Genomic DNA, 21,378 nt, shown 5'->3' with positions numbered 1-21,378 from the left:
CCCCTCACTTTGTCAGTGATGTAAGACGAAACGAGCGTCGAGTTTATCGAGCAATTCAAAGGTGTTCATATAGGGGACGCCAAACAGCGAGCAGACATTAGGAATGGTGTACTTGCGTTTGATGTCAGGGTTATAGACCTCATGAGTGACAACTACCGCCCCTGTCGTCATAGCCTTGGCTATCAGCCAAGCATCTGCGCCCTCAAGAAACTCCTCCAGCGCACCAGCCTTCATTACCGATACCTGTTCAGCAATTCTTGAGACGGTATTCCCAAAGGCTGCTTGGGTCTGTTGATCATTCGAATCTTCAAACAAGCTGGAATTGCCCTTTACCCACTGCGTCAACTCGTCATTGCCTTTGGCTAACTCGTCACGGACCGGAACAATACTGGCAATTTCCAACGCCTGATGCTGCTGCAGTATCCAGGCCCAATAGCCTGGGCAAATTGTCATCGCGTAATAACGGTTCTTGGCCTCGATCAGCGTATTCGAATCCAATAGATGCTTCATGCCGATAGCTTCATCCCATAAGTTTTTAACTTGGCTGGCTGCACACCCAACAGTTTTCCTGCGTCTCGCAACAAAATCCTCCCGCTCTGCGCTTCTGCGAGAACGGCCTTGCTCAACCGGGTACTGTTCCTGATAGCCGCTGTGCGGTAGTAATCCCCTCCACTACCGTCTTTATCTCGATACTCCTGCAAGATCCGACGGTAGTAAGTGCCGTATTGATCATTACTGATGTAGCCAAGGTCACGGGCACGACGGGCAATCACCAATGTACTGACGCGAAAACGTCCAGCCAATGGCCCCAAATTTTCTTCCCAGCGAACATCCGAACTCCAGTGCGCTCGAAAAACATTTTCCGGCGCCAGAAACTCTCCCGCCACCGCGTTGCAAAATGCTTCCTCCTGACGGGCACTTTGATTGCTGCCATCGGACACGCCCGTGCTGCCAATCCAGATATGCGCCAGTTCATGCATTAAAGTAAAAAGGCGTGCCGTTGGCGCGTCCGCGCTGTTGATGAAAACCACGGGCGCCATAGGATTGCTGATCGCAAATCCTCGAAACTCACTGACATCAAGTTTTCTGTGGGTATTGCCCAAAGCGACACCACTGCGCATGACGAGAATTCCGGCTTCTTCTGCACCACTCACCAAAGCTCTCACATAGTCTTCATAACCCATTCGAGCAAAAGCGTCGGTGACGCCAAGTACGCGACGAATATCTGCAACCACATCTTTGATGGCCGAACGGCTAGTGAAGCTTCCCACGAAGGGCAGAGGGGAACGCTCATGATCCTGCAAGTATTCCAAGTACCAGTCTTGCTTGCGGAGCACGTCTTTCACTGTGTCCATCAGGTTCAAGCTGGGCTTGTCTGGAAAAACGCCACCCAGGGTCCGCAGGTCTGGAAGAGGGAGATGTTCGGGAGGAGGAGCCCGGAGAAAAAGATAGCCGAAAGGGACGTGCACGATTGCAGCCCACTTTTGCGCCTGGTGGAAAGAGGGAAGGCTCTGGCCACCTTCCCACTCCTTCAGCCTTTCCAATTTGACCATGAGGCCTTTGGCAACCTGCGCCTCAGACAGCCCCGCCCGCTGGCGAGACCAGAACAGGATTGCAGGGTTGATATAGGCGGTCTGAGTCATGGGGCATGCTGTGCTCGTCAGGAGTGGACGTGACTATAGGAGCGCCTCACCTACCCGTCAATTAATGGCCCCACGTGCCATTTGTAACAACGTTTACTGGGTGTCGCTTACCAAAAAGCGCCACACTCGCCACGCCCACCGCGCCCATCACCACGCAGTAACCCACGCAAATCCACGGGCTGGTCGGCATCAACGCGATCAACAACAGTGGCGTCGTACTCGCCCACAGTGCGTAAGCAATGTTGTAGGTGAAGGAGATTCCCGACACCCGCACCTGCGCCGGGAACAGGCCGACCATCACCGACGGCACCGCGCCCACCACGCCGCAACTCAAGCCCGCCACGGCATACGCCGCGCCCAGCCAAACGCCGCCACTGATCAGGCTGGCGTACAGCACCGCAATGCCCACCGGCAGCACCAGGCTGTAGACCAGCACTGCGCGCCAGGCGCCTATGCGGTCCACCAGCAAACCGGCGAGCACGCAGCCGATATTCAGGAAGACGATGCCCAGCGCGCTTAGGGCGAAGGTGTGGCTGGGGCTCATGCCGAAGGTTTTTTGCATCATGGTCGGGGTGATCACTACGAGTACGACCACCGCCGAGGTGAGCACGCAAGTGAGGATCATCGCCGGCAGCAACACCGCGCGATGGTCGCGCAACACCGTGCGCAACGGCATTTCAGCGGCGGCCTGGCGGCGGGCCTGCATTTCGAGGAACACCGGGGTTTCGCTGAGCCAGCGGCGCAGCCACACGCCGATCACACCGAACACGCCGCCGAGCAGAAACGGGAAGCGCCAGGCGTAGTCGAGGATCTCGGCGGGGGTGAAGATTTGTGCCAGCAAGGTGGCCGTGAGTGCACCGAGCAGATAGCCAAAGGTCAGCCCGGCTTGCAGGAAGCCCAGGGCGTAGCCTCGGTGGTGGCGCGGTGCGTGTTCGGCGACGAAGGTCCAGGCACTCGGTACTTCGCCGCCGACTGCGGCGCCTTGCAGCACGCGCAGGGCCAGCAGGATCAGCGGGGCGAAATAACCGATTTGCGCGTAAGTGGGCATGATCCCGATCAGCAGGCACGGCAAGGCCATCATCAGGATGCTCAGGCTGAACACGCGTTTGCGCCCCAGATGGTCAGCGAAGTGCGCCATCAGGATGCCGCCCAGCGGGCGCGCCAGGTAGCCGGTGACGAAGATGCCGAAACTTTGCAGCAGGCGCAGCCATTCGGGCATTTCCGGCGGGAAGAACAGCTGGCTGAGGGTCAGCGCAAAGAACACAAAGATAATGAAGTCGTAGATTTCCAGGGCGCCGCCCAAGGCGGCCAGGCCCAGGGTTTTGTAGTCGGAGCGGGAAAAACGCTGCGCCTGTGGGGAAAAGGTGGCAGTCATGTAAAGGCTCGGCAGACAAACAAAATGGCGTGCAGGTTATGAGCTGCGCCCAGTGATGGCAATCGCGACAGATATATTTGTTTTCCTCATGGATCGATGAAGATAACTGCATTCCCATATCAATGCCCGTAGCGGAACATGCCGTAAAACTGCCAACACCCATAATAAATACAAAAGGAAAGACTCGTGGCCGATGCTATCGAAGAAAGCCGCTATGCCCGATTTGCCCTGCGCTGCTCCAACTTCGCCGAACGCTGGTTTCCGGATTCCTGGGTGTTTGCCGCCCTGGCGGTGATCATTGTTGCCGTGGCGACCCTGGGCATGGGCGCCGCACCCACCGAAGCCGCCAAGGCGTTTGGCGACGGGTTCTGGAGCCTGATCCCATTCACCATGCAGATGGCCTTTGTGGTGATCGGCGGGTATGTGGTGGCCAGTTCGCCGCCCGCCGTAAAGCTGATCGACCGTCTGGCACGTATCCCCAAGAATGGCCGCTCGGCGGTGGCGTGGGTCGCGTTGATTTCCATGGTCGCGTCTTTGCTCAACTGGGGCTTGTCCCTGGTGTTCGGTGGCTTATTGGTACGCGCACTGGCTCGCCGCACGGATTTGCGCATGGATTACCGCGCTGCCGGTGCTGCCGCTTATTTGGGATTGGGCGCAGTGTGGGCATTGGGGCTGTCGTCATCGGCGGCGCAGTTGCAGGCCAACCCGGCCAGCTTGCCGCCGTCGATCCTGTCGATCACTGGGATGATTCCGTTCACCGAGACCATCTTTTTGTGGCAGTCGGGCGTGCTGTTGCTGGCGCTGATCGTGGTGTCGCTGATCATCGCCTATGCCACTGCGCCCGGACCGAGCAGTGCGCGTGATGCCAAGGCGTGTGGTGTCGACCCGGCCTTCAATATGCCTAAACCACAACCGCCGACGCGTCCGGGCGAATGGCTGGAACACAGCCCGCTGCTGACTATCCTGCTGGCCTTGCTGGCGGCTGGCTGGTTGTTCCATGAGTTCTCGACCAAACCTGCGATCAGTGCGATTTCGGGGCTTAACACCTATAACTTCCTGTTCATCATGGTCGGCGCGCTGCTGCACTGGCGCCCGCGCAGCTTCCTGGATGCGGTGGCACGTGCAGTGCCGACCACCACGGGCGTGCTGATCCAGTTTCCGTTGTACGGCTCGATCGCCGCGCTGATGACCGTGGTGAAAGGCGGTGACGGCCAGACCCTGGCGCACCATATCTCGTTGTTCTTCACCTCCATCGCCTCCCACGACACCTACGCGCTGTTGATGGGCGTGTACTCGGCGGTGCTGGGCTTCTTTATCCCGTCGGGCGGTGGCAAATGGATTATTGAAGCGCCGTATGTGATGCAAGTGGCCAATGACCTGCAATACCACCTGGGCTGGGCGGTGCAGATCTATAACGCGGCTGAGGCGCTGCCGAACTTGATCAACCCGTTTTATATGCTGCCTCTGCTGGGCGTGCTGGGGCTAAAGGCAAGGGATTTGATCGGGTTTTCGTTTGTGCAGCTGCTGGTGCACACGCCGCTGGTGTTGTTTCTGTTGTGGGCGTTGGGGACGACGTTGAAGTATTTGCCGCCGGTGATGCCTTAGACGATCGAGACTGCACCTGTTTCAACAGGTGCAGTCAAACAGGAACCACAGGAAGGCGATTCAATAGATCAGGCAATGCGTTCTGGATCGTGTCCCAAACTACATCGAGGTTGATATCGAAATAACCGTGGGCAATCCGGTTGCGCATCCCGCGCATGCTACGCCAAGGTATCTGCGGATGACTCGCAGTGAAGTCTGGGTAGTGATCCATGATTTTCGTTGATGCCTCACCAACGATGATCAGACTCATGACAACAGCTTGCTGTGTACGCTTGTCTTCAAGAAACTCTTCTTTGTTCAAGCCTTCAACAAATGTGATTGCGTCAGCCGTGGCTTGCCTTATGTGATCCAGGTAGTCCCCGAGGCGGCTCGCTGTCATACCGGGCGAGCCTCAGCCAACACTTTTGCGCGAAACTTCACAGGTAAATCGCCAGGCGTCAGAAGGTCCACATTGACCCCGAGCAGATCCTCCAGCTCGACCTGCAACCCACCAAGATCAAAAAGCGTGGTTCCCGGCGGAGCATCGACCAACAAATCAAGGTCGCTGCCATCTAGATCGGTGCCTAGTAACACAGACCCAAATACCCTTGGATTTGAGATACGGAAACGCCCCACCACCTCTCTGACAGCAGCCCGTTTTAGATCAAGAGCGATTGAAGGTTTCACGGCTCACCTCAGTGGCATCCATTATTGAAGCAGTCTAGCAGCGCTGGGCGTGTGTATACATGCCCGAGTCCTCGCATCGACCTCGTCATTGCGTCACATTGCATTGCTAACTCTCTGGCCAGATGTATCGGGCTTTCCCACTCATTGCGGTGACAGCCTCTGACTTCTCTCACCCGCGCCTTTGATTAACCTGCCTTGGCTTACCACTCACAACACGCCAAGGAAAATCCGATGACGCCGCTGTCCAAATCACTGGAAGAGTTGATCAATGATATCTACAAGGACGACCGCGTATCGTTCGTCGAGTACAGAGCTCTGCGAGACGATGCCGATCGGCGTATGGCTGCCGTCGTCAACGAGTTTGGCCTGCACAATAACGTCACAGCCTTCCAAAAAGTGATGGACGTGGCCATGCAGCTTTTGCAAACCACGGTCATCGATGCAAAAAAAGCCGAGCTGACCGACACGGGCGAGGCCATCGTCAAGGATGCGCTGACGGCTCAGGTGGAGTACTTGCGTGCGGGTAGCCAGTTGGCACTGCACTTGTTGTAATCGCCCTTAGCGTTCAAACCGCTGTCTTCGTTCCGTCACATTGCATTGCTACCGTCCTGCGAAATATCTTGCAACAACCAGCCAGCAGGAACGCCCAGCAATGAGTGACGAGCACGAAGACCGCCCTTCTCCCGATTCCGTAACCCAACCGCCCGTGGACACCAGCCGTCGGCGTTTCCTCGGGGGCGCGGCGGTGCTGGGGGTTGGCGCGACCTTGAGTGCCTGCGGCAGCACCAATGACGCACCGGGCAAGCCAGAGGCGCGACCGCTGACGCCGCAAGAGCTGGACAAGGCCTTGTACGAACAGGTGAAGACGGTGGTGGTGATCTACGCCGAGAACCGCAGCTTCAACAACCTGTTTGCAGACTTCCCTGGTGTGGAGAAACCACTGTCGGCGCTCTCCGCTGCCGACGTGCAGCAACGTGACCGTGATGGCAGCCTGCTCACCACTCTGCCACCGGCCTGGGGCGGCGTACTGCAGGTCGGCCCGCAAAGCGTGGATGGGGTGACTTACCCCAGCGAAGTGCAATTCCAGGAAAACCTGCCCAACGCGCCATTCGCGCTCAAAGGCCCGAACGCCGAGGACTTGCCGCTGAGCCTGGTCACCCGCGACTTGTGGCATGTGTTCTACCAGAACCAGATGCAGATCAATGGCGGCAAGAACGACAACTTTGTCGCCTGGGCCGACTCCGGCGGCCTGGTGATGGGTTACTACGCCCAGAGCCGTTATTCCCTGCGTCTGTGGGACGTGGCCAAAGAGTTTGTGCTGTGCGACAACTTCTTCCAGGGCGCTTTCGGTGGCTCGTTCCTCAACCACCAGTACCTGATCAGCGCCACCGCGCCATTTTATCCGCATGCAGCGCTTTCGGTGGCCAAGGCGCAGATCGCCACGCTGCAAAGCGATGACCCCACCGACCCGCGCCTCAAGCCGCTGGACAAGTCCCCGGCCAGCGCCATGACTGGCCCGCCGCAGTTCGGCCCCAGTGCCTTGACGCCAGACGGCTACGGCGTGAACACCCTGGCGCCGCCGTACTGGCCGACGTGGATTCGCGACCCGGAAAATCCGGACTATTCCAAGCCCGACCTGCCCAACGTGCTGGTGCCGCAAACCCACGAGCATATCGGCGACAAACTGTCGAAAAAGAACGTCGATTGGGCCTGGTATGCCGGCGCCTGGCAGGCGACCCTGGACCAGTTCAAGGACTCAGGCGGTATCCCGAAAATTCCGAACTTCCAGTATCACCATCAGCCGTTCAACTACTTCAAGCAACAAGGCCCGCAAAACCGTGCAGAGCGCGACAAACGCTTGCGTGACGGCGGTTTAGGCGATGATTCCGGCACCAACAAGTTCTTCGCCGATGCCCAGGCCGGCAAGCTGCCCGCCGTGACGTTCTACAAGCCCCAGGGCAACCTGAACATGCACGCCGGCTACGCCGATGTGGCCTCGGGCGACCGCCATATCGCCCGCGCCTTGAAAGTGCTGCAAGAGAGCCCGCAATGGAAAAACATGGTGGTGGTGGTCACCGTCGATGAAAACGGCGGCTGGTGGGACCACGTGGCACCGCCCAAGGGCGACCGCTGGGGCCCAGGCACGCGTATTCCGGCATTGGTGGTGTCACCGTTTGCACGCAAAGGCACGGTGGACCACACGGTTTACGACACCGCATCGATCCTGCGTTTGATCACCCGCGTGTTCCAGCTGGAGACACTGGACGGCCTCAAGCAGCGCGATGACGCGATGATCGCTCGCGGCCAGAAGCCCATGGGCGATTTAAGCACCGCCTTGCAGTTCAACCGGTAGGTTTTCTTATCCAATAGCGACATGCCTGGCGATTTAGCACGCGGTTTTCCTGGTCAACCGCTACTGTGTGCAAGTGGGCTTTCACCCCGCGCAGACGGGCTTTCGCTGACAAGGAACCAATTATGTTTAAACCGACCAGGCTGTCCTTCACCCTGGCCGCACTGCTGGCCAGTGCGGTCGTACAGGCCGACATCGAAGTACCACTGGGCAGCACGCAACGCGTCACCCAACTGTTCGCTTTCCCCAATAACTGCAACGTGGTCTGCTTTCGGCCGTGGACGCTGGAGCAGACCGCCGAGCACTATTTGAACCAGAGCTTGCAGCGCGACGGCTACAGCCGTGCCAAGGTCAGTGTGAAAACCCACGATGGCCAGGTTTCAGCCACCTTCAGCGGTGTGCCCGAACATTACGGCCAGCCCCTGACCACACTGCTCAACACCGCCGACCTGGCCTATCAAGGCGCCAGCAAACTTAACAGCGACGGTAAGTGGGCCTACAACTGGTACTTGTTCCTGCCGCTCGGCATGGCCCTGGAAAACCGCAAGAGCATCGAACTGCTGCACTTCCCGCCGGACTACTCGCTGACCCAGGCCCAGGATTACCTGGAGTCGGCCACCACCGACCGCTGGGCCACTTTGCTCACGGATAATGGCATCCCGGCCACGGAAACCCCGGCCTACCAGACCATCATCGATATTGCGCCGATCGCCGCGCCGTCCAATGCGGGCAAGGACCTGGAAAACGTCTACAGCTACTTTGCCGATTACCAGACGCGCATGGTCAAGGAGCTGAGCCTGCACGCCAACGGCTCATTGCCGATGGTCGCGTTCGGCGCACCGGTGCGTAACTGGATCAAACAACAGTACGGCCAGACCGTGGCGGTGCTGGGTCTGGCGCAGATCAGCCCGGTTGCCGGTAAAACCGTGTCGGTACTGGGCTCCAACCACCCGAGCTACATCTGGTATGCGGCAGATCCGGCCAGCTATGACGGCAATGAACAAAAAGCCGATGAGGCCGGTTTGAAAGTGATGGGGCAAGATTTGAGCGCCGCCTGCTGGCAAGCCGGCATGGGCCAGAAACCTGCCAGTGACCCGAATGTATTGCTCAAGGCGTGCATGAACACCTGGCAAGTTACGCGTAAGGAGCAGACCTGCGAGCTGTTCTACACCTCGGTGCGCAACCTGACCCCGGAGCAAGCCAACGCCAAATGCGCCACCCCGCCCATCAAGGCGCAGCTGAAACAGCTGAAAGACGCCGCCCCAATCCCCGCTGTTACAGCCCCAGCGCTGTAAATCGTACAAAATATAACCGATTTCTACTGTCAGATCTGACAGTAGAAATCGGCTACAACTTCAGCGAGTCTTGAACGGCACCCATCCGCTGCAAGACTGGAAGTCAGACCCCATCGCAGGTCGATGCAGCCTAGGCCAGGAGAGTTATGAAAACTCAAGCCATGGATAAGGCTAAAACCGCTGAGAGTAGCTGCCTCTACCCCTTCAAGACGGTGCTCGTTGAACAGGGTTACCCCTCGACCCGGCACTTCCAGGTCGTACGCGATGCAAATGGAATGGGGGCCGCACTCAAGGCACGCGTCGCCTTTGACAGCCGCGTGCGCATTGCCAGAGTGTCCGGCTACGCCTTGAGCGAGCGACGTGCGCACACCTTGCAGCTCTCGTCACGCATTCACCTGTATGACCCGTGGTTCACCCGCCTGATGTTGCACTCGTGCAATCCAAACGTGTTTTTCGATGCCACGTACCTGGAGGTCTGGACCGTGCAACCCATTGCGGCCGGCACCTTGCTGACGATGGACTACGCCACCACCGAGGATGCGCTGTTCCGGCAGTTCGCCTGCCGATGCGGCGAGCTGAACTGCCGGGGCTGGATCACCGGCGCCAAAGAGCCATTGAACGCCGAAGGCCAGGCGTTCATGACCCAATGGCGCCTGCGCAAACGGCCTTAGGCTTCGCCCAGTGGGCGCAGGCGATACTGCGGCGGCAGTTGCTCGAAGCCACTGATGGTGGTGTTCAAGCTTTTCCAGCGGCCATCCTTGATGCCGTAGATGCAGCCGTGGATCGACAGGCTCTGCCCACGGTGCCAGGCGTTTTGCACAATGCTGGTATGACCGACGTTGGCGACTTGCTGAATCACGTTCAACTCGCACATGCGGTCCACCCGCTCCTCTTCGGTGCGCAGTTGGGCCAGCACCTCGCGGTTTTCGTAATAAAGGTCGCGAATAGTGCGCAGCCAGCCGTCGATCAGGCCGAACTGGCGGTCCTGCATCGACGCACGCACGCCACCGCAGCCATAGTGGCCGGTGACGAGGATGTGTTTGACCTTGAGCACGTCCACCGCGTACTGGATCACCGACAGGCAATTGAGGTCGGTGTGCAGCACCACGTTGGCCACGTTGCGGTGCACGAACAGGTCGCCGGGCAGCATGCCGACGATTTCGTTGGCCGGAACGCGCGCGTCGGAGCAGCCGATCCAAAGGTATTCCGGGGTTTGCTGGCGGGCGAGCTTGGCGAAGAATTCGGGATCTTCCTGTTTGATCGCATCCGCCCAGCGTTCGTTGTTATCAAGCAGGTCTTGTAGTTCGTTCATCAGGGAAAGCCTCAGGAATGATGCGCAGTTTTGTGACTGACGACCCCTCGTCCGGGTCACGCCGCCCGCAAATTAGCTTGAATCTTTGGCGAGCCGTGCCTGTCCACACACTATAAGCCCCACAGTATGAGGATTGGCCATGACTGAATCACGACGTCCCTACGGCGCTACACAGCCCGAACCGATTGATGACAACGAAGACCGCATGGGTGAGATGCGCGAGCTGGATTTTGACGAGCAAGAGCCGACCGCGGAAATCGGCGATGAACTGCCGCGCCGCGAGCGCGAACACCTGATGCCCGACGAACGGATGCGCGAAGCTGGCATGACTGGAGCCTCGACCGATGATCATGAGTCCACGGATGATGACATGAGCCCGGAAACGCTGATCCATGAGGATGGCGCGCGGGATGCCCATGAAGCCGGTGAGGATAACCCGGCGGATTACGACTTGAGCATTGTGGATGAAGATGAGATTGGCGGCGGGAATGGGTTGGATGAGGCCGAATTGGCGGATATTGACCCGATAGACGGTAACCGCTGACACCGCACCGTTCAAAATGTGGGAGCGGGCTTGCTCGCGAATGCGGTGGATCAGTTAAAGATATATCGACTGACACACCGCATTCGCGAGCAAGCCCGCTCCCACAGAGGTTCAGCGTTCAGTCAACTAAGGTACAAGCCATCACGACTGCATCTTCGCGCCCGCCTACGGCCGGGTAGTAATCGCGCCGACGGCCAATTTCGTTGAAGCCGTAGCGCTCATACAGCCGGAATGCGCCGGTATTGCTGTCACGCACTTCCAGAAAGCACTCCCGCGCACTGGCGGCGTAAGCGCGGGACATCAGGTGCTCCAGCAGCGCCAACCCCAGGCCACGACCCTGGTTTTCCGGCTTGACAGTGATATTCAGCAAGTGCGCTTCATCAAGGATGATCTGCACCACACCGTGGCCCACCTGTTGCTCACCTTCGAACATCAGCCAGATCTGGTACTTGCCCAGCCCATCGAGAAAAATCCCGCGAGTCCAGGGATGGCTGAACGCCGCGTATTCAATCTTAAGTACAGCATCGAGGTCCGCCTCGGTCATCGGGCGAAAGGATAAAGCTTCACTCATCGGTACTTTTCCAGCGCGCCATCAGCCGGCGCATGGCTTGCCAGACATCAGCCTTACGCTGTGGCTCTTCCATTAATAATTCCAGGCCCGGCAAGGCCCATACCGAGCCCAGGCCTTCGACCTGCAGCTCGCGGTACCAGGCTTCGGCATTCGCCTCACCGGCAAAACGCACGGCGGGCAGGCCGATCAGCCACAGGCACACGCAGGGTTCGTCTTCCAGGCGCGCCGAGACAAAACCCTGGACAAAATCCCGTGCAGCCTCCGGGCCCTGGTCCATGTTGCCGCGCACCAGCAGCGGCCAGCGCACGGGGTCGCCGACGATTTGCGGGCTGTCGGGCAGGCCGGCGGCGCGCAGCATGTCTTTTAGCAGCATGTAGGCCGGGTCGCGAGTCTGGAAACGTTCGCCCGTAGGCAGTTCCACCAGCAGCAGGCAGCGCCCGGCCCGCAGCAATTGCAGGGCAAAGCGTGGCGGCGCCACCACCGGGGCCTTGACCACCGGCGCTGGCGCTTCGGCCGCCACAGGTTTGGCCACCGGCGACGGACGCGGCACTTCGACCTTGGCACGCTCCACCGTTGGCTGCGTTTCGGGCGCAGGCTTGGCCACCGTCACCGGCGCAGCGGCTTCCTCGCCCGACACCTCGAACGCCTCATAGGGCTCAAGCGCCTGCAGCAGCTCGGGCCGCGACGGGGCGGCAAACGGCAGTTCGGTGCGGGGCAGCCAGTTGACCACCTGCATGGCGGTCAAGTAAGCGCGACGTCGGGACTCGATAAGCACAGCTCGGCCACTTGTGGATAACTAAAGAGCGGGGATTCTACCGCTGTTCGGTAACAATCGCCCACTGCGCACTGACCGGCTGTGGATAAATCCCGCGCCTGATGCAGTACAATCGCGACTTTTATTCGCCAACCAGCCGGCCATTCCGATGATCGAACCCAAGCGCGTCTTGCGCGCCCTCGCCGAACACTGGGCCTTGCTTGAGCCACTGTGCGAACACTTCGACCAAGGCACCTTGAGCCTGGGCGAGTTGCGCGCACAACTGGCGGCCCAACAACTGGACAGCACGCCACAGGACATCACCAGCCTGTTGGACGTGTGGATTCGCCTGGATATCCTGGTGCCTGTCGCCAAGAGCCCGAACCGTTTCGAGCTCAACGCACAGATCCACGACTTTCTCGCCTATCTTCGCAAGGAGCACCGGCTTGGCCTGTGCCTGGAAATCGAAGCCTACCTGCGCCACCTCGAGCGCCTGGCAGGCTATATCCAGGACGCCTTCGACATCCGTGATGGCCACGACCTGGCCCGCCAACTGCGCCTGCTGGATATGCGCGTGCGGGATGTGCTGAAAAAGCTCGCCAACGACGAACAGGCCCTGGCTGCCGTGGCCGACCGCGCCAAGACCAGCGACCGGCAGATTCCGTTGCGCCAGCGTTACGCCGAGGTACTGGCGACCTGGGACGAATACGTCGAACCGATGATCCAACTGGTGAACGCCGACGGCGCCTTCGAGCAAGGCGTGCGCAAGGTCGAGAATGTGCTGCTGCGCATGCTCACCGAGCAGCAGCGCCTCGGCCACTTGGTGGACGACGACATGCTGCTGCGCACCCACGCGCGCATCCTCGAAATGCAAACCAGCGCCCAGCTGACCTTGCGCCATGCCCGCGAACTGCTGCTGCCGCTGCGTGAAGAAGCGCGCCGCCACAACGCCGTGACCCGTGGCGCGGCGCTGGCCTTGTCGGCCATTCGCCGTAAAGGCCTGGATGCGGTGCCGCAGGCCGCAATGCCGATGTTTACCCGCCCGCAAAGCACCTTCCTCGGCAGTGCCAGCCAGGTCGAAGCCTACGTGTATGCCCTGGCCAACTTCGAGCCGAAACCGGCGCGTTTCCCCAAGGCGCACAAAACCCACAAGGGCGAAGCCCAACGTGCGCCGCGCACGGTCAAGGAAATGCTCGAGCGCTGCGAAGACGCGCTGCCGATGCCGGACCTGATGACCTGGCTGCTGGAGCAGGAACCGGACGGCGCCACCGACGAATTGCTGTACTGGTTCTCACGGCTCTCGCGTGAAAAACGCTTCAAGCGCGAACGCCTGGAACGCCGCGACTACCACACACACGAGCACCAGGTCAGCCTGCGCTCATTCGCCCTGCTCCCGGCTGGCACCGATGCCACCGAGAATTCTGCGAGCACGCCTTATGCATCTTGATCTATCCGAACTGTCCCAGCTGGCACCGATCTTTCGCGAGCTGTTCAAGGGTTACCACGTCAGCCGCCGCGACCCGGAGCTGTACGCGCAGTTGTCCAATTTCCAGGACCAGTACCGCACGCTGTTCAAGGCCTTGGGCTTTGAGCTGGTGTGTGACACACGCGGTTTCTATTACTTTGTGCCGGACACTGCCGTGGCGGCGGCGCAGGTCAACAAGACCGCGCAACGTTTGGCGCTGTTCACTTTCATCATCGTCGAGCACCTGGCCGATCAAGGCCGCGACCCGATCGCCGTGCTCGATGGCGGCAGCCTGGGCCGCGATGAGTTGCCGTCGTTGTTGGAAAAGTACCGCGACCTGTTTATCCAGGCCGAAGTGCAGACCCAGGAAGAACTCGAAGAAAAAATCATGCGCCGCATGACCCAACTGGGTTTTGCCAGCGAAGACAACGGCATCTATCGCTTCCTGCCGCCGATGCACCGCTTCCTCGACGTATGCCTGTCGGTGCAGCAGGACCGTGACCTGGCCGCCAGCGTACACAGTGTGCTGCCATTGCCGGCGCCGGTGATCATTGATGAAGACAGCGACGAGAAGCTGCTGAAAACCGATGACCCGCTGGACCTCAGCGACTTCGAAGAAGAAAGCGAAGAAGACGCGATGGCCCGCGCCATTGCCGAAGAACAGGAGACCGACGCATGAGTAAGGAACGCTACGGCATCCGCCGCTTCGCCCTATTGAACACCGCCGGTTACAGCCTGGGCTTGTTCCCGCTGGAAGAACCGCTGTCGGTGTACGGCGCGAATAACCTGGGTAAATCTGCGTCGATCAACGCCTTGCAGTTCCCGATCCTGGCGCGCATGTCGGACATGAGTTTCGGCAAGTACACCCTGGAACAATCGCGGCGCTTCTACTTTGCCACCGACACCAGCTACATCCTCGTGGAAGTCTCGCTGCCCCACGGCCCGCACGTGATCGGCGTGGTCGGGCGCGGCCCTGGCGGCGGTTTCGGCCACCAGTTCTTTGCCTATGCCGGCAAACTGGATTTGGCCCACTACCAGAAGAACGACACCTGCCTGCGTCAGAAAGAGCTGTTCACCAACCTTGAGCGCGAAGGCCTGAAAGCCTACGAACTCAAGCCGGATGAACTGCGGCGCTTGCTGGTCGGTGGCCACACATCAATCCCGCTGGACCTGACCCTGATTCCGCTGCGCTCCACCAGCGAACAGAGCCTGAAGACTTTCCGCGCGCTGTTTATCAACCTGCTGCACATGCGCGAAATCACCGCGGCCAAGCTCAAGCAATTGTTCCTGGATGCGTTCGAGCACAGCCTGCGTTCCGGCAGCGTGGACTACATCGCCGCGTGCGAAGAAGCCTTCCGTGATGTAAGGCGCATGGAGCAGGACTACAACTCGCTGGTGGCTGCCGGGCCGTTGGTTGAGGCTCTCGCCAATGGCGTGCGTTTGCGCGATGTATTGCGCGGCAAATTGCATCGCCTGTCGCCCTTGCTGGATTCGTTGCTGGGCACTTGGTCGGACTACGCCAGTGCGCGCAAGGAAGAGCTGACTATCCAGGCCGAGCACTACCGTAACGAGCAGGACGCGCTGCAAAACGATCAGCGTGGCGGCACCCAGGAACTGATGCGTCTGGAGCGCGAGATCAGTGGCATCCAGCGCTGGCTGGGCGAGCTGTCGGTGCTCAAGCATCGCTTTGCGCTGGTGGATGACGTCAAGGTGCTGGAGCAGCAACTGTTGGCGGCCAAGGATGCGCACGATGAATTGGCGGGCGCCCTGGCGCAATCCCGACAGTTCAGCGCAGAGGACTTGGAAGAGCGTTTGCGCGACCTGGAAAAACGCTTGAAGTCGGTCAAGCAGCAGCTCGACCACGCCGACAACAACAGTTACGCCAAACTGCGTGAAGAATTCTCACAGCAGGATGTCGAGCGTCTGATGCGCCTGTTCAACAGTTCGTTGTTCAGTTTGCCGCTGGGCGAGCATGGCATCACGCTGGATGAGGATGGCCAGTGGGTTAAATCCCTGGAGCAGATCCTTGATGGCTTCAAGGGTGAAAAATTTGAAGTGCCGGGGCTGTCGATCGACATCTCCCATATCGAACCACCGGCATTGCAGGCGCTGGCCGATCGCGCGGCGTTGCGCGACCAGAAAGAGCGTCTGGAAAAAGAACTCAAGCAGCTCAAGACTCAGCAGGCTGTAGCCTCTGACCGTGCGGCGAGCAAGACCCAAACCGAAGCGCTGTACCAGCAAGTGCTGGATGCGCAGAAAGCGCTGGAAGACTTCCGTCGCGCACAAACCCTGAGCGCGGAAGAAGGCGAGAAGCTCGAAAACCTGGCGCAGATGGAAGCCGCGCAAGACGAGTTGAAGCGCTCCAGTGATGCCTTCACCGAGCGTGTCCAGCAGTTGTCGGCCAAGCTGCAACTGGTCGGCCGTCAGATCGGCGATATGGAAGCCAAGCAACGCACGCTGGATGACGCCTTGCGTCGTCGTCAGTTGTTGCCGGCCGACCTGCCGTTCGGCACGCCGTTCATGGATCCGGTCGACGACTCCATGGACAACCTGTTGCCATTGCTCAATGACTATCAGGACAGCTGGCAAGGTTTGCTGCGCGCTGATGGCCAGATTGAGGCGCTGTATGCACAGGTGCGCCTCAAGGGCGTGGCCAAGTTCGACAGCGAGGATGACGTGGAGCGTCGTCTGCAATTGCTGATCAACGCGTATGCGCACCGCACCGATGAAGCCCTGACCCTGGGCAAGGCGCGCCGTGCGGCGGTTACCGATATTGCGCGGACCTTGCGCAATATTCGCAGTGACTACGACAGCCTTGAGCATCAGTTGGCCTTGTTCAACCGCGAGATCAACAAGCGTCAGGTATCGAACCTGCAAAGCTTCCGCATCGTGCTGGCACCGAACAAGGAAGCCCTCAAGCATATCGATCAGATCATCCACAGTGCCGGTCAGTATGAAGAAGGCGAAACCCTATCGGTGTTCGACCTGAGCCAGAGCGCCGAACAGGACAACAAGAACGAAGAGGCCAAGGAATACCTGGCCCGTCTTGTGGCCGCCAACCATAACCAGTTGGGCCTCAAGGACTTGTTCGAGTTGGCGTTCGAAATCACCAAGGTGCATGGCCAGCCGGTGATTCACACCGACATCGACGGCGCGGCGTCCAACGGCACCACCATGACCATCAAGGCGCTGACCAACATGTACTTGTTGCTGCACTTGATGGACCGTGACCAGGCCGGGCGCGTGCGTTTGCCGTACTACCTCGATGAGGCAGCGGACATCGACGAGAAGAACCAGGCGGCGTTGCTGGAAACCAGTTTGCAGCTGGGCTTTGTGCCGATTCTGGCCAGTGTGAAGCCGCAGGTGTCCGCCCAGGTGGCGATCGACCTGGAAGGCGGCAGCGGGCCGAATGGTATCTACATCGATGAGGCGGACTGGAAGTACATCCGTCGTCATGATGTGGTGAAGGCGACGGTGAATGTGCAGGCGGATGAGCCGGAGTTGGATGAGGTTTAAGCTACTGCGCTGAAATGTAAAAGGCCGCGATCTGTTTGGATCGCGGCCTTTTTTATTGAGCCTTTGTGGTGTTATCCAGGGCCTCTTCGCGAGCAAGCCCGCTCCCACATTTGACCGAGTTCCACCTTTGGAATGCGGTCGAATGTGGGAGCGGGCTTGCTCGCGAAGGCCGCGCCTCGGTCTACTTGCCGAGCGGGATTTTAGGCGCCCAAGTCAGCCACTCATCCTCAAACTTGTCAAACAACGGGAACGTCTGCTGCGGTCGCGCCGCATTGCCCATCCGCTCGCCATCTGGCGTGGCGAAGGCGATACCACCGGCCACCAACGTCTCCAGTGACTCCGTGCGCACCGTCGCCCCCTTGAACAAGCCGAAGTCCAAACCAAACCCACTGGTATTCCAGAAGCGGCTGCCACTGCGCACCAGTGGTGCGTATTTAGGTTCGATCAAAATGTGCACCAGCACCCGGTCGGCGGTCTGGCCCAATTCGTAGCCGGTGACTTTGCCTACAGTGACTTCACGGTAAGTGACGGGCACGCCTTCCTTCAGCGAACCACGGCGTGCGGCGCTGAGGACCAGGCTCAGGCCTGCTTCCTGGTGAACAGCCTCTGGTGGCTTGTCCAGCGCGACGAAGCTCTTTTGCGGCCCGGCGTTTTTCACCGCGGGCTGCACTTCGATGTATTGGCCGGTGACCAGGGTCTCCAGGTTCGCGGTTTTCATCAGGCCCAGCTCAGGCTTGACCACCCAGAACTGGCTGCCACTGCGCGCAATACGATCAGCCACTTGGGTGATCCGGGCGCTGAGCAATACCGACTGCATGTCGGCGCTGAGGTCGACGTTCTCGATTTTGCCCACGTCGAGGCCTTTGAAGCGTATTGGTGTGCCAGGGCGCAGGCCGTCGGCGCGATCAACCTTGATGGTCACCAGGGTGCCGTGCTGGTTGGCCGCTTCGCGATCGGCAAACAGGCGGAAACGCGGGATGCGCTTTTTAAGCGGTACATTCGGTTCCGGGGTTTCGAAGGCGATACCGCCGGCCATCAGGCTGGCCAGGGATTCACTCTTCACCTGGATGCCGCCGGTGAGGCCGCCAGTCAAGGTGACGCCGCTGGCATTCCAGAAACGCGTCGAACCGTTAACGAGGTTTTCGTATTCCTTCTCGATGTGAACACCGATCACCAGTTGCTTGTTCTTGCGCGAGAACTGGTAGCTCTGCACCGAACCGACCTTGACCTGCTTGTAGAGGATCGGGCTGCCCACATCCAGGGAGCCTAAGTTATCGGTGAACAGCACCATGTGCAGACCCGGGGAGCGCAAATCCAGTGGCGGCGCTTTGGCGCGGGCGACGTACTCACGTTGCGGTGCGCTGCCTTTGTCGCCGGGGCGGATGGCGATATAGTTACCTTTTACCAACGCCTCCAGACCGGTGATGCCGGCCAGGGAGATGGACGGCTTGACCACCCAGAACTGGGTGTCTTGCACCAGGTAGTCTTCGGCGAGCGGGTCGAGGGTCAGCTCGGCATGGGCGCTGGACAGGTCCGGGTCAATCTTCAGAGTTTTCAGGCTGCCGACCTGAATGCCCTTGTACATGACCGGAGTGCGCCCGGCCTGCAGGCCTTCGAAGTCGGTGAGCTTGACCTTGACCTTGATGCCGGCGGCGGCGGCGTCGAAATCCTCATAAAGACGGAAAGGCAGGCTCGGATCGGTCGGCGGGCTGTCCTTGCGATTTTCTGGGGTGGCGAACGCGATACCGCCAGCGACGATGCTGGACAGCGATTCGCTGCGCACTTTTACACCGGATAGATTGGCGTCGATGCTGATGCCGCTTGCGTTCCAGAAACGCGTGTGTTTGCGCACCAGGCTGGCGTAGGTCGGCTCGATGTAGACCTTGATCTCGACGGTGCTCTGGTCCTCGGACAGCAGGTAGCTTTTGACCTGGCCAACCTGGATCTGCTTATAGAACACCGGGCTGCCGCGATTCAGTGAGCCGAGGCGATCGGCTTTAAGGGTCAGGTGCAGGCCAGGCTTGGCGTCAGATAACGGCGGCTCTTCGGAGAGCGCCTTGAATTTGCGCGTGGGCTCGCCATCGCCAGGGCTGGCGGCAATGTAGTTACCCGAGACCAGGGTTTCCAGGCCGGTGATACCGGCGAGGCTGACGCTGGGTTTTACCAGCCAGAAGCGTGTGTTGGTCTTGAGGTATTGCTCGACGTCCTTGTTCATCTCGATGGTGGCGATTACCCCGCGATTGCTGCCTTCGTCATCCAGGGCCAAGGCTTTGACCTTGCCCACCGTCATGCCTTTGTAGACCACTTCGGTTTTGTTGACCTGGATGCCCTCGCCACTTTCAAAGCGCACCTGGATCTCGATGCCCTGTTGGGAATAGGCACGCCATCCCAGCCAGCCGCCGATGATCAGCGCAATCAGGGGAAGCACCCAAATGGCCGACCAATTGGAGGCCGGGCGGGTTTTAGCTTTAGGCAAATCACTCATGGTCGTCGTCCGACTCCGTGTTATCCCAAATCAGTCGGGGATCAAAAGTTACTGCGGCAAGCATCGTCAAGATCACCACACTGGCGAACGCTGCCGCACCGAGATTGGCCTCGACACTGGCAAGTCGCCCAAAGTTAACAACCGCCACCAGGATGGCGATCACGAAGATATCCAGCATGGACCAGCGGCCAATGAATTCGATAAAGCGGTACATGATAATGCGCTGTTGTGCGGACAGCGGTTGGTGACGTTGCACCGAAAACAGCAACAAGCCAATGCCCACCAGTTTGAACGTCGGCACCAGAATACTGGCGATAAATACCACCGCCGCGATGGGAAACATTCCGTGCTGCACCAGCTGAATCACGCCCGCCATGATAGTACTGGGATCACCCTGGCCGAGGGAGTTGATGGTCATGATTGGCAACAGATTGGCCGGGATGTACAGGATAGCTGCCGTGATCAGCAACGCCCAGGTACGCACGAGGCTGTTGGGGCGACGCGCATGGATCAGCGCACCGCAGCGGGTGCACAGTTGTTCATCGGTATCCGCCTCTTGCTTGTTCAGCTCGTGGCATTCGGTACAAATCAGAATGCCTGCATCAATCGCCCGCATGATCATCCTCTCCTGAAAGCGCTTGCCAGATCTGGTGGGGCGACATCACCACCTCCAGCAGTACTTGGACCACTAATAAACTGACGAAGCAGACAAGCCCCAGGCCAATGGTGATGGAGGCCATGTCCGCGAGCTTGACGATGGCGACCAGCACACCCATCAGGTACACCTCCAACATCCCCCAGTCCTTCAGGTGATGGTAAATGCGGTAGAGCAACAGCCCATAATTGCGACCGATATTCCAACGGATACTCAGCAGCACAGCCAATTGGCAGAGCAGCTTGAGCAGGGGAATGCCCATGCTGCACAGGAACACCACAGCCGCTACACCTTGCATGCCGGTGTCGAACAGACCCACCACGCCGCTCCAAACGGTGTCCTCCGAGGACTGCCCGAGAAGATTGAGCTGCATGATGGGTAAAAAGTTCGCAGGGACGTACAGCAACAATGCCGCCAGCACCAAGGCGAGGCTTCGCTCAACCACGTTGTGACGATGAGCGTAGAGCTCGTAACCGCAACGTGGGCATTGGGCTTTTTCACCGAGGGCGAGTACGGGTTTGCGCATCAGCAAGTCGCACTCATGGCATGCCACCAGATCCTCCAGTGGTAACTGCGACACCTCGACGGTATCAACCGGATCGGGCATAGATAGGGCTCGAGCTCTAAAAAAGGTTAGGTGCCTATTCTAATGGTCTGGTTCAGAAATAACTGTGCAAATTTGTCGGCTGGTTTGGGCTCGTTTGGTTTTTCGAGCGCCCAAAACAAAACCCCTGATTGCGTTAGCAATCAGGGGTTTCGGAATTTAATCTTGACGATGACCTACTCTCACATGGGGAAACCCCACACTACCATCGGCGATGCATCGTTTCACTACTGAGTTCGGGATGGGATCAGGTGGTTCCAATGCTCTATGGTCGTCAAGAAATTCGGGTACTGAGTCGTAGCCAGATGGCTTCGCTTCAGCAAATTGGGTATGTGACAGCTTTCGGTGTTTTGTGAGCGTCGAACTTTCGGTTCATCTCGTCTTCACACACCGCAATCTGGCCTTTCGACTCAAATTGCTTGGGTGTTATATGGTCAAGCCTCACGGGCAATTAGTATTGGTTAGCTCAACGCCTCACAGCGCTTACACACCCAACCTATCAACGTCGTAGTCTTCGACGGCCCTTCAGGGGACTCAA

At 59.1% G+C, this 21,378-nt stretch carries 20 protein-coding genes and 2 rRNA genes; 9 read left to right on the top strand and 13 right to left on the bottom strand.

What is annotated here, in order from left to right:
• Nucleotides 1-12 precede the first annotated feature (12 nt).
• From ACTD9P_RS00965 to ACTD9P_RS00955, 3 genes are all read right to left on the bottom strand, one after another.
• Nucleotides 13-510, bottom strand: a complete 498-nt coding sequence (locus ACTD9P_RS00965) for a DUF4411 family protein (protein WP_438866340.1) — start codon at nucleotides 508-510, stop codon at nucleotides 13-15.
• Nucleotides 507-1,643, bottom strand: a complete 1,137-nt coding sequence (locus ACTD9P_RS00960) for an XRE family transcriptional regulator (protein ID WP_438866339.1) — start codon at nucleotides 1,641-1,643, stop codon at nucleotides 507-509. The genes ACTD9P_RS00965 and ACTD9P_RS00960 overlap by 4 nt, the downstream gene beginning before the upstream one ends.
• A gap of 61 nt (nucleotides 1,644-1,704) precedes the next feature.
• Nucleotides 1,705-3,018, bottom strand: coding sequence for an MFS transporter (locus tag ACTD9P_RS00955; protein ID WP_438866338.1), 1,314 nt, complete (start codon nucleotides 3,016-3,018; stop codon nucleotides 1,705-1,707).
• A 186-nt stretch (nucleotides 3,019-3,204) separates the two neighbouring features.
• On the opposite strand from ACTD9P_RS00955, the gene ACTD9P_RS00950 reads away from it, so the two are divergent.
• Nucleotides 3,205-4,623, top strand: coding sequence for a short-chain fatty acid transporter (locus ACTD9P_RS00950; protein ID WP_438866337.1), 1,419 nt, complete (start codon nucleotides 3,205-3,207; stop codon nucleotides 4,621-4,623).
• Nucleotides 4,624-4,657: 34 nt separating this feature from the next.
• Here ACTD9P_RS00950 and ACTD9P_RS00945 read toward each other — a convergent pair whose 3' ends face one another.
• Nucleotides 4,658-5,002 carry a HepT-like ribonuclease domain-containing protein gene (locus tag ACTD9P_RS00945; protein ID WP_438866336.1) on the bottom strand — a complete coding sequence of 115 codons (345 nt, stop codon included), beginning with the start codon at nucleotides 5,000-5,002 and terminating at the stop codon, nucleotides 4,658-4,660.
• A complete protein-coding gene (locus tag ACTD9P_RS00940) occupies nucleotides 4,999-5,289 on the bottom strand; it encodes a nucleotidyltransferase family protein (RefSeq protein ID WP_438866335.1) in 291 nt (96 codons plus the stop codon). Before ACTD9P_RS00940 ends, ACTD9P_RS00945 begins: the two co-directional genes overlap by 4 nt.
• A 231-nt stretch (nucleotides 5,290-5,520) precedes the next feature.
• Between ACTD9P_RS00940 and ACTD9P_RS00935 the strand changes: the two genes are divergently transcribed.
• From ACTD9P_RS00935 to ACTD9P_RS00920, 4 genes are all read left to right on the top strand, one after another.
• Nucleotides 5,521-5,841 carry a hypothetical protein gene (locus ACTD9P_RS00935; protein WP_438866334.1) on the top strand — a complete coding sequence of 107 codons (321 nt, stop codon included), beginning with the start codon at nucleotides 5,521-5,523 and terminating at the stop codon, nucleotides 5,839-5,841.
• 100 nt (nucleotides 5,842-5,941) lie between these two features.
• Nucleotides 5,942-7,642 (top strand): acid phosphatase, encoded by a 1,701-nt coding sequence (locus tag ACTD9P_RS00930; protein WP_438866333.1) that lies wholly within the window; start codon nucleotides 5,942-5,944, stop codon nucleotides 7,640-7,642.
• Between the two features lie 122 nt (nucleotides 7,643-7,764).
• Nucleotides 7,765-8,934 (top strand): hypothetical protein, encoded by a 1,170-nt coding sequence (locus ACTD9P_RS00925; RefSeq protein WP_438866332.1) that lies wholly within the window; start codon nucleotides 7,765-7,767, stop codon nucleotides 8,932-8,934.
• A gap of 146 nt (nucleotides 8,935-9,080) precedes the next feature.
• Nucleotides 9,081-9,605: an SET domain-containing protein-lysine N-methyltransferase gene (locus ACTD9P_RS00920; protein WP_438866331.1), complete on the top strand. Its 525-nt coding sequence runs from the start codon at nucleotides 9,081-9,083 to the stop codon at nucleotides 9,603-9,605.
• On the opposite strand, the gene can is transcribed toward ACTD9P_RS00920, so the two are convergent.
• The gene (can, locus tag ACTD9P_RS00915) at nucleotides 9,602-10,246 is read right to left on the bottom strand and encodes a carbonate dehydratase (protein WP_438866330.1); all 645 of its coding nucleotides are present in this window, start codon (nucleotides 10,244-10,246) and stop codon (nucleotides 9,602-9,604) included. The two genes, ACTD9P_RS00920 and can, sit on opposite strands and share 4 nt — an antisense overlap.
• A 139-nt stretch (nucleotides 10,247-10,385) precedes the next feature.
• On the opposite strand from can, the gene ACTD9P_RS00910 reads away from it, so the two are divergent.
• On the top strand, nucleotides 10,386-10,790 hold the full coding sequence (locus ACTD9P_RS00910; RefSeq protein WP_438866329.1) for a serine kinase/phosphatase: 405 nt from the start codon (nucleotides 10,386-10,388) through the stop codon (nucleotides 10,788-10,790).
• 118 nt (nucleotides 10,791-10,908) lie between these two features.
• On the opposite strand, the gene rimI is transcribed toward ACTD9P_RS00910, so the two are convergent.
• Nucleotides 10,909-11,361: a ribosomal protein S18-alanine N-acetyltransferase gene (rimI, locus tag ACTD9P_RS00905; RefSeq protein WP_005784514.1), complete on the bottom strand. Its 453-nt coding sequence runs from the start codon at nucleotides 11,359-11,361 to the stop codon at nucleotides 10,909-10,911.
• Entirely contained in the window at nucleotides 11,354-12,097 is a 744-nt protein-coding gene (locus ACTD9P_RS00900) for an SPOR domain-containing protein (RefSeq protein WP_438866438.1), read from the bottom strand. The genes rimI and ACTD9P_RS00900 overlap by 8 nt, the downstream gene beginning before the upstream one ends.
• Nucleotides 12,098-12,284: 187 nt before the next feature.
• Here ACTD9P_RS00900 and mksB point away from each other — a divergent pair, with 187 nt between their 5' ends.
• From mksB to mksF, 3 genes are read left to right on the top strand one after another with little or no spacing between them, the layout of a single operon-like run.
• A complete protein-coding gene (gene mksB, locus ACTD9P_RS00895) occupies nucleotides 12,285-13,562 on the top strand; it encodes an Mks condensin complex protein MksB (protein ID WP_438866328.1) in 1,278 nt (425 codons plus the stop codon).
• A complete protein-coding gene (gene mksE, locus ACTD9P_RS00890; protein ID WP_056859190.1) occupies nucleotides 13,552-14,259 on the top strand; it encodes an Mks condensin complex protein MksE in 708 nt (235 codons plus the stop codon). The genes mksB and mksE overlap by 11 nt, the downstream gene beginning before the upstream one ends.
• Nucleotides 14,256-17,096, top strand: a complete 2,841-nt coding sequence (gene mksF / locus ACTD9P_RS00885; RefSeq protein ID WP_438866327.1) for an Mks condensin complex protein MksF — start codon at nucleotides 14,256-14,258, stop codon at nucleotides 17,094-17,096. Before mksE ends, mksF begins: the two co-directional genes overlap by 4 nt.
• Nucleotides 17,097-17,277: 181 nt before the next feature.
• Here the strand turns inward: mksF and ACTD9P_RS00880 are convergent, their stop codons facing one another.
• The 5 genes from ACTD9P_RS00880 to ACTD9P_RS00860 form a co-directional block, all read right to left on the bottom strand.
• Entirely contained in the window at nucleotides 17,278-19,581 is a 2,304-nt protein-coding gene (locus ACTD9P_RS00880; RefSeq protein WP_438866326.1) for a PqiB family protein, read from the bottom strand.
• A complete protein-coding gene (locus ACTD9P_RS00875) occupies nucleotides 19,574-20,197 on the bottom strand; it encodes a paraquat-inducible protein A (RefSeq protein WP_017134539.1) in 624 nt (207 codons plus the stop codon). Before ACTD9P_RS00875 ends, ACTD9P_RS00880 begins: the two co-directional genes overlap by 8 nt.
• Nucleotides 20,184-20,843 (bottom strand): paraquat-inducible protein A, encoded by a 660-nt coding sequence (locus tag ACTD9P_RS00870; protein WP_438866325.1) that lies wholly within the window; start codon nucleotides 20,841-20,843, stop codon nucleotides 20,184-20,186. Before ACTD9P_RS00870 ends, ACTD9P_RS00875 begins: the two co-directional genes overlap by 14 nt.
• Nucleotides 20,844-21,003: 160 nt before the next feature.
• Nucleotides 21,004-21,119: ribosomal RNA gene (gene rrf, locus ACTD9P_RS00865) — 5S ribosomal RNA — on the bottom strand.
• Between the two features lie 151 nt (nucleotides 21,120-21,270).
• Nucleotides 21,271-21,378 (bottom strand): 23S ribosomal RNA (locus ACTD9P_RS00860); the annotation flags it as partial.

Origin of the sequence: Pseudomonas onubensis (genome assembly GCF_965653655.1) — a bacterium.
Lineage (GTDB): Bacteria > Pseudomonadota > Gammaproteobacteria > Pseudomonadales > Pseudomonadaceae > Aquipseudomonas.
This window is presented reverse-complemented; position numbering and strand designations above follow the sequence as displayed.

Excerpts from the sequence above, each read along its gene's own strand:
- mksF (WP_438866327.1), top strand. The coding sequence starts at position 14,256 with ATGAGTAAGGAACGCTACGGCATCCGCCGCTTCGCCCTATTGAACACC.
- ACTD9P_RS00875 (WP_017134539.1), bottom strand. The coding sequence starts at position 20,197 with ATGCGGGCGATTGATGCAGGCATTCTGATTTGTACCGAATGCCACGAG.
- ACTD9P_RS00965 (WP_438866340.1), bottom strand. The coding sequence starts at position 510 with ATGAAGCATCTATTGGATTCGAATACGCTGATCGAGGCCAAGAACCGT.
- ACTD9P_RS00880 (WP_438866326.1), bottom strand. The coding sequence starts at position 19,581 with ATGAGTGATTTGCCTAAAGCTAAAACCCGCCCGGCCTCCAATTGGTCG.
- rimI (WP_005784514.1), bottom strand. The coding sequence starts at position 11,361 with ATGAGTGAAGCTTTATCCTTTCGCCCGATGACCGAGGCGGACCTCGAT.
- ACTD9P_RS00935 (WP_438866334.1), top strand. The coding sequence starts at position 5,521 with ATGACGCCGCTGTCCAAATCACTGGAAGAGTTGATCAATGATATCTAC.
- mksE (WP_056859190.1), top strand. The coding sequence starts at position 13,552 with ATGCATCTTGATCTATCCGAACTGTCCCAGCTGGCACCGATCTTTCGC.
- ACTD9P_RS00900 (WP_438866438.1), bottom strand. The coding sequence starts at position 12,097 with ATGCAGGTGGTCAACTGGCTGCCCCGCACCGAACTGCCGTTTGCCGCC.
- ACTD9P_RS00960 (WP_438866339.1), bottom strand. The coding sequence starts at position 1,643 with ATGACTCAGACCGCCTATATCAACCCTGCAATCCTGTTCTGGTCTCGC.
- ACTD9P_RS00910 (WP_438866329.1), top strand. The coding sequence starts at position 10,386 with ATGACTGAATCACGACGTCCCTACGGCGCTACACAGCCCGAACCGATT.
- ACTD9P_RS00920 (WP_438866331.1), top strand. The coding sequence starts at position 9,081 with ATGAAAACTCAAGCCATGGATAAGGCTAAAACCGCTGAGAGTAGCTGC.
- mksB (WP_438866328.1), top strand. The coding sequence starts at position 12,285 with ATGATCGAACCCAAGCGCGTCTTGCGCGCCCTCGCCGAACACTGGGCC.
- ACTD9P_RS00945 (WP_438866336.1), bottom strand. The coding sequence starts at position 5,002 with ATGACAGCGAGCCGCCTCGGGGACTACCTGGATCACATAAGGCAAGCC.
- ACTD9P_RS00925 (WP_438866332.1), top strand. The coding sequence starts at position 7,765 with ATGTTTAAACCGACCAGGCTGTCCTTCACCCTGGCCGCACTGCTGGCC.
- can (WP_438866330.1), bottom strand. The coding sequence starts at position 10,246 with ATGAACGAACTACAAGACCTGCTTGATAACAACGAACGCTGGGCGGAT.
- ACTD9P_RS00870 (WP_438866325.1), bottom strand. The coding sequence starts at position 20,843 with ATGCCCGATCCGGTTGATACCGTCGAGGTGTCGCAGTTACCACTGGAG.
- ACTD9P_RS00930 (WP_438866333.1), top strand. The coding sequence starts at position 5,942 with ATGAGTGACGAGCACGAAGACCGCCCTTCTCCCGATTCCGTAACCCAA.
- ACTD9P_RS00955 (WP_438866338.1), bottom strand. The coding sequence starts at position 3,018 with ATGACTGCCACCTTTTCCCCACAGGCGCAGCGTTTTTCCCGCTCCGAC.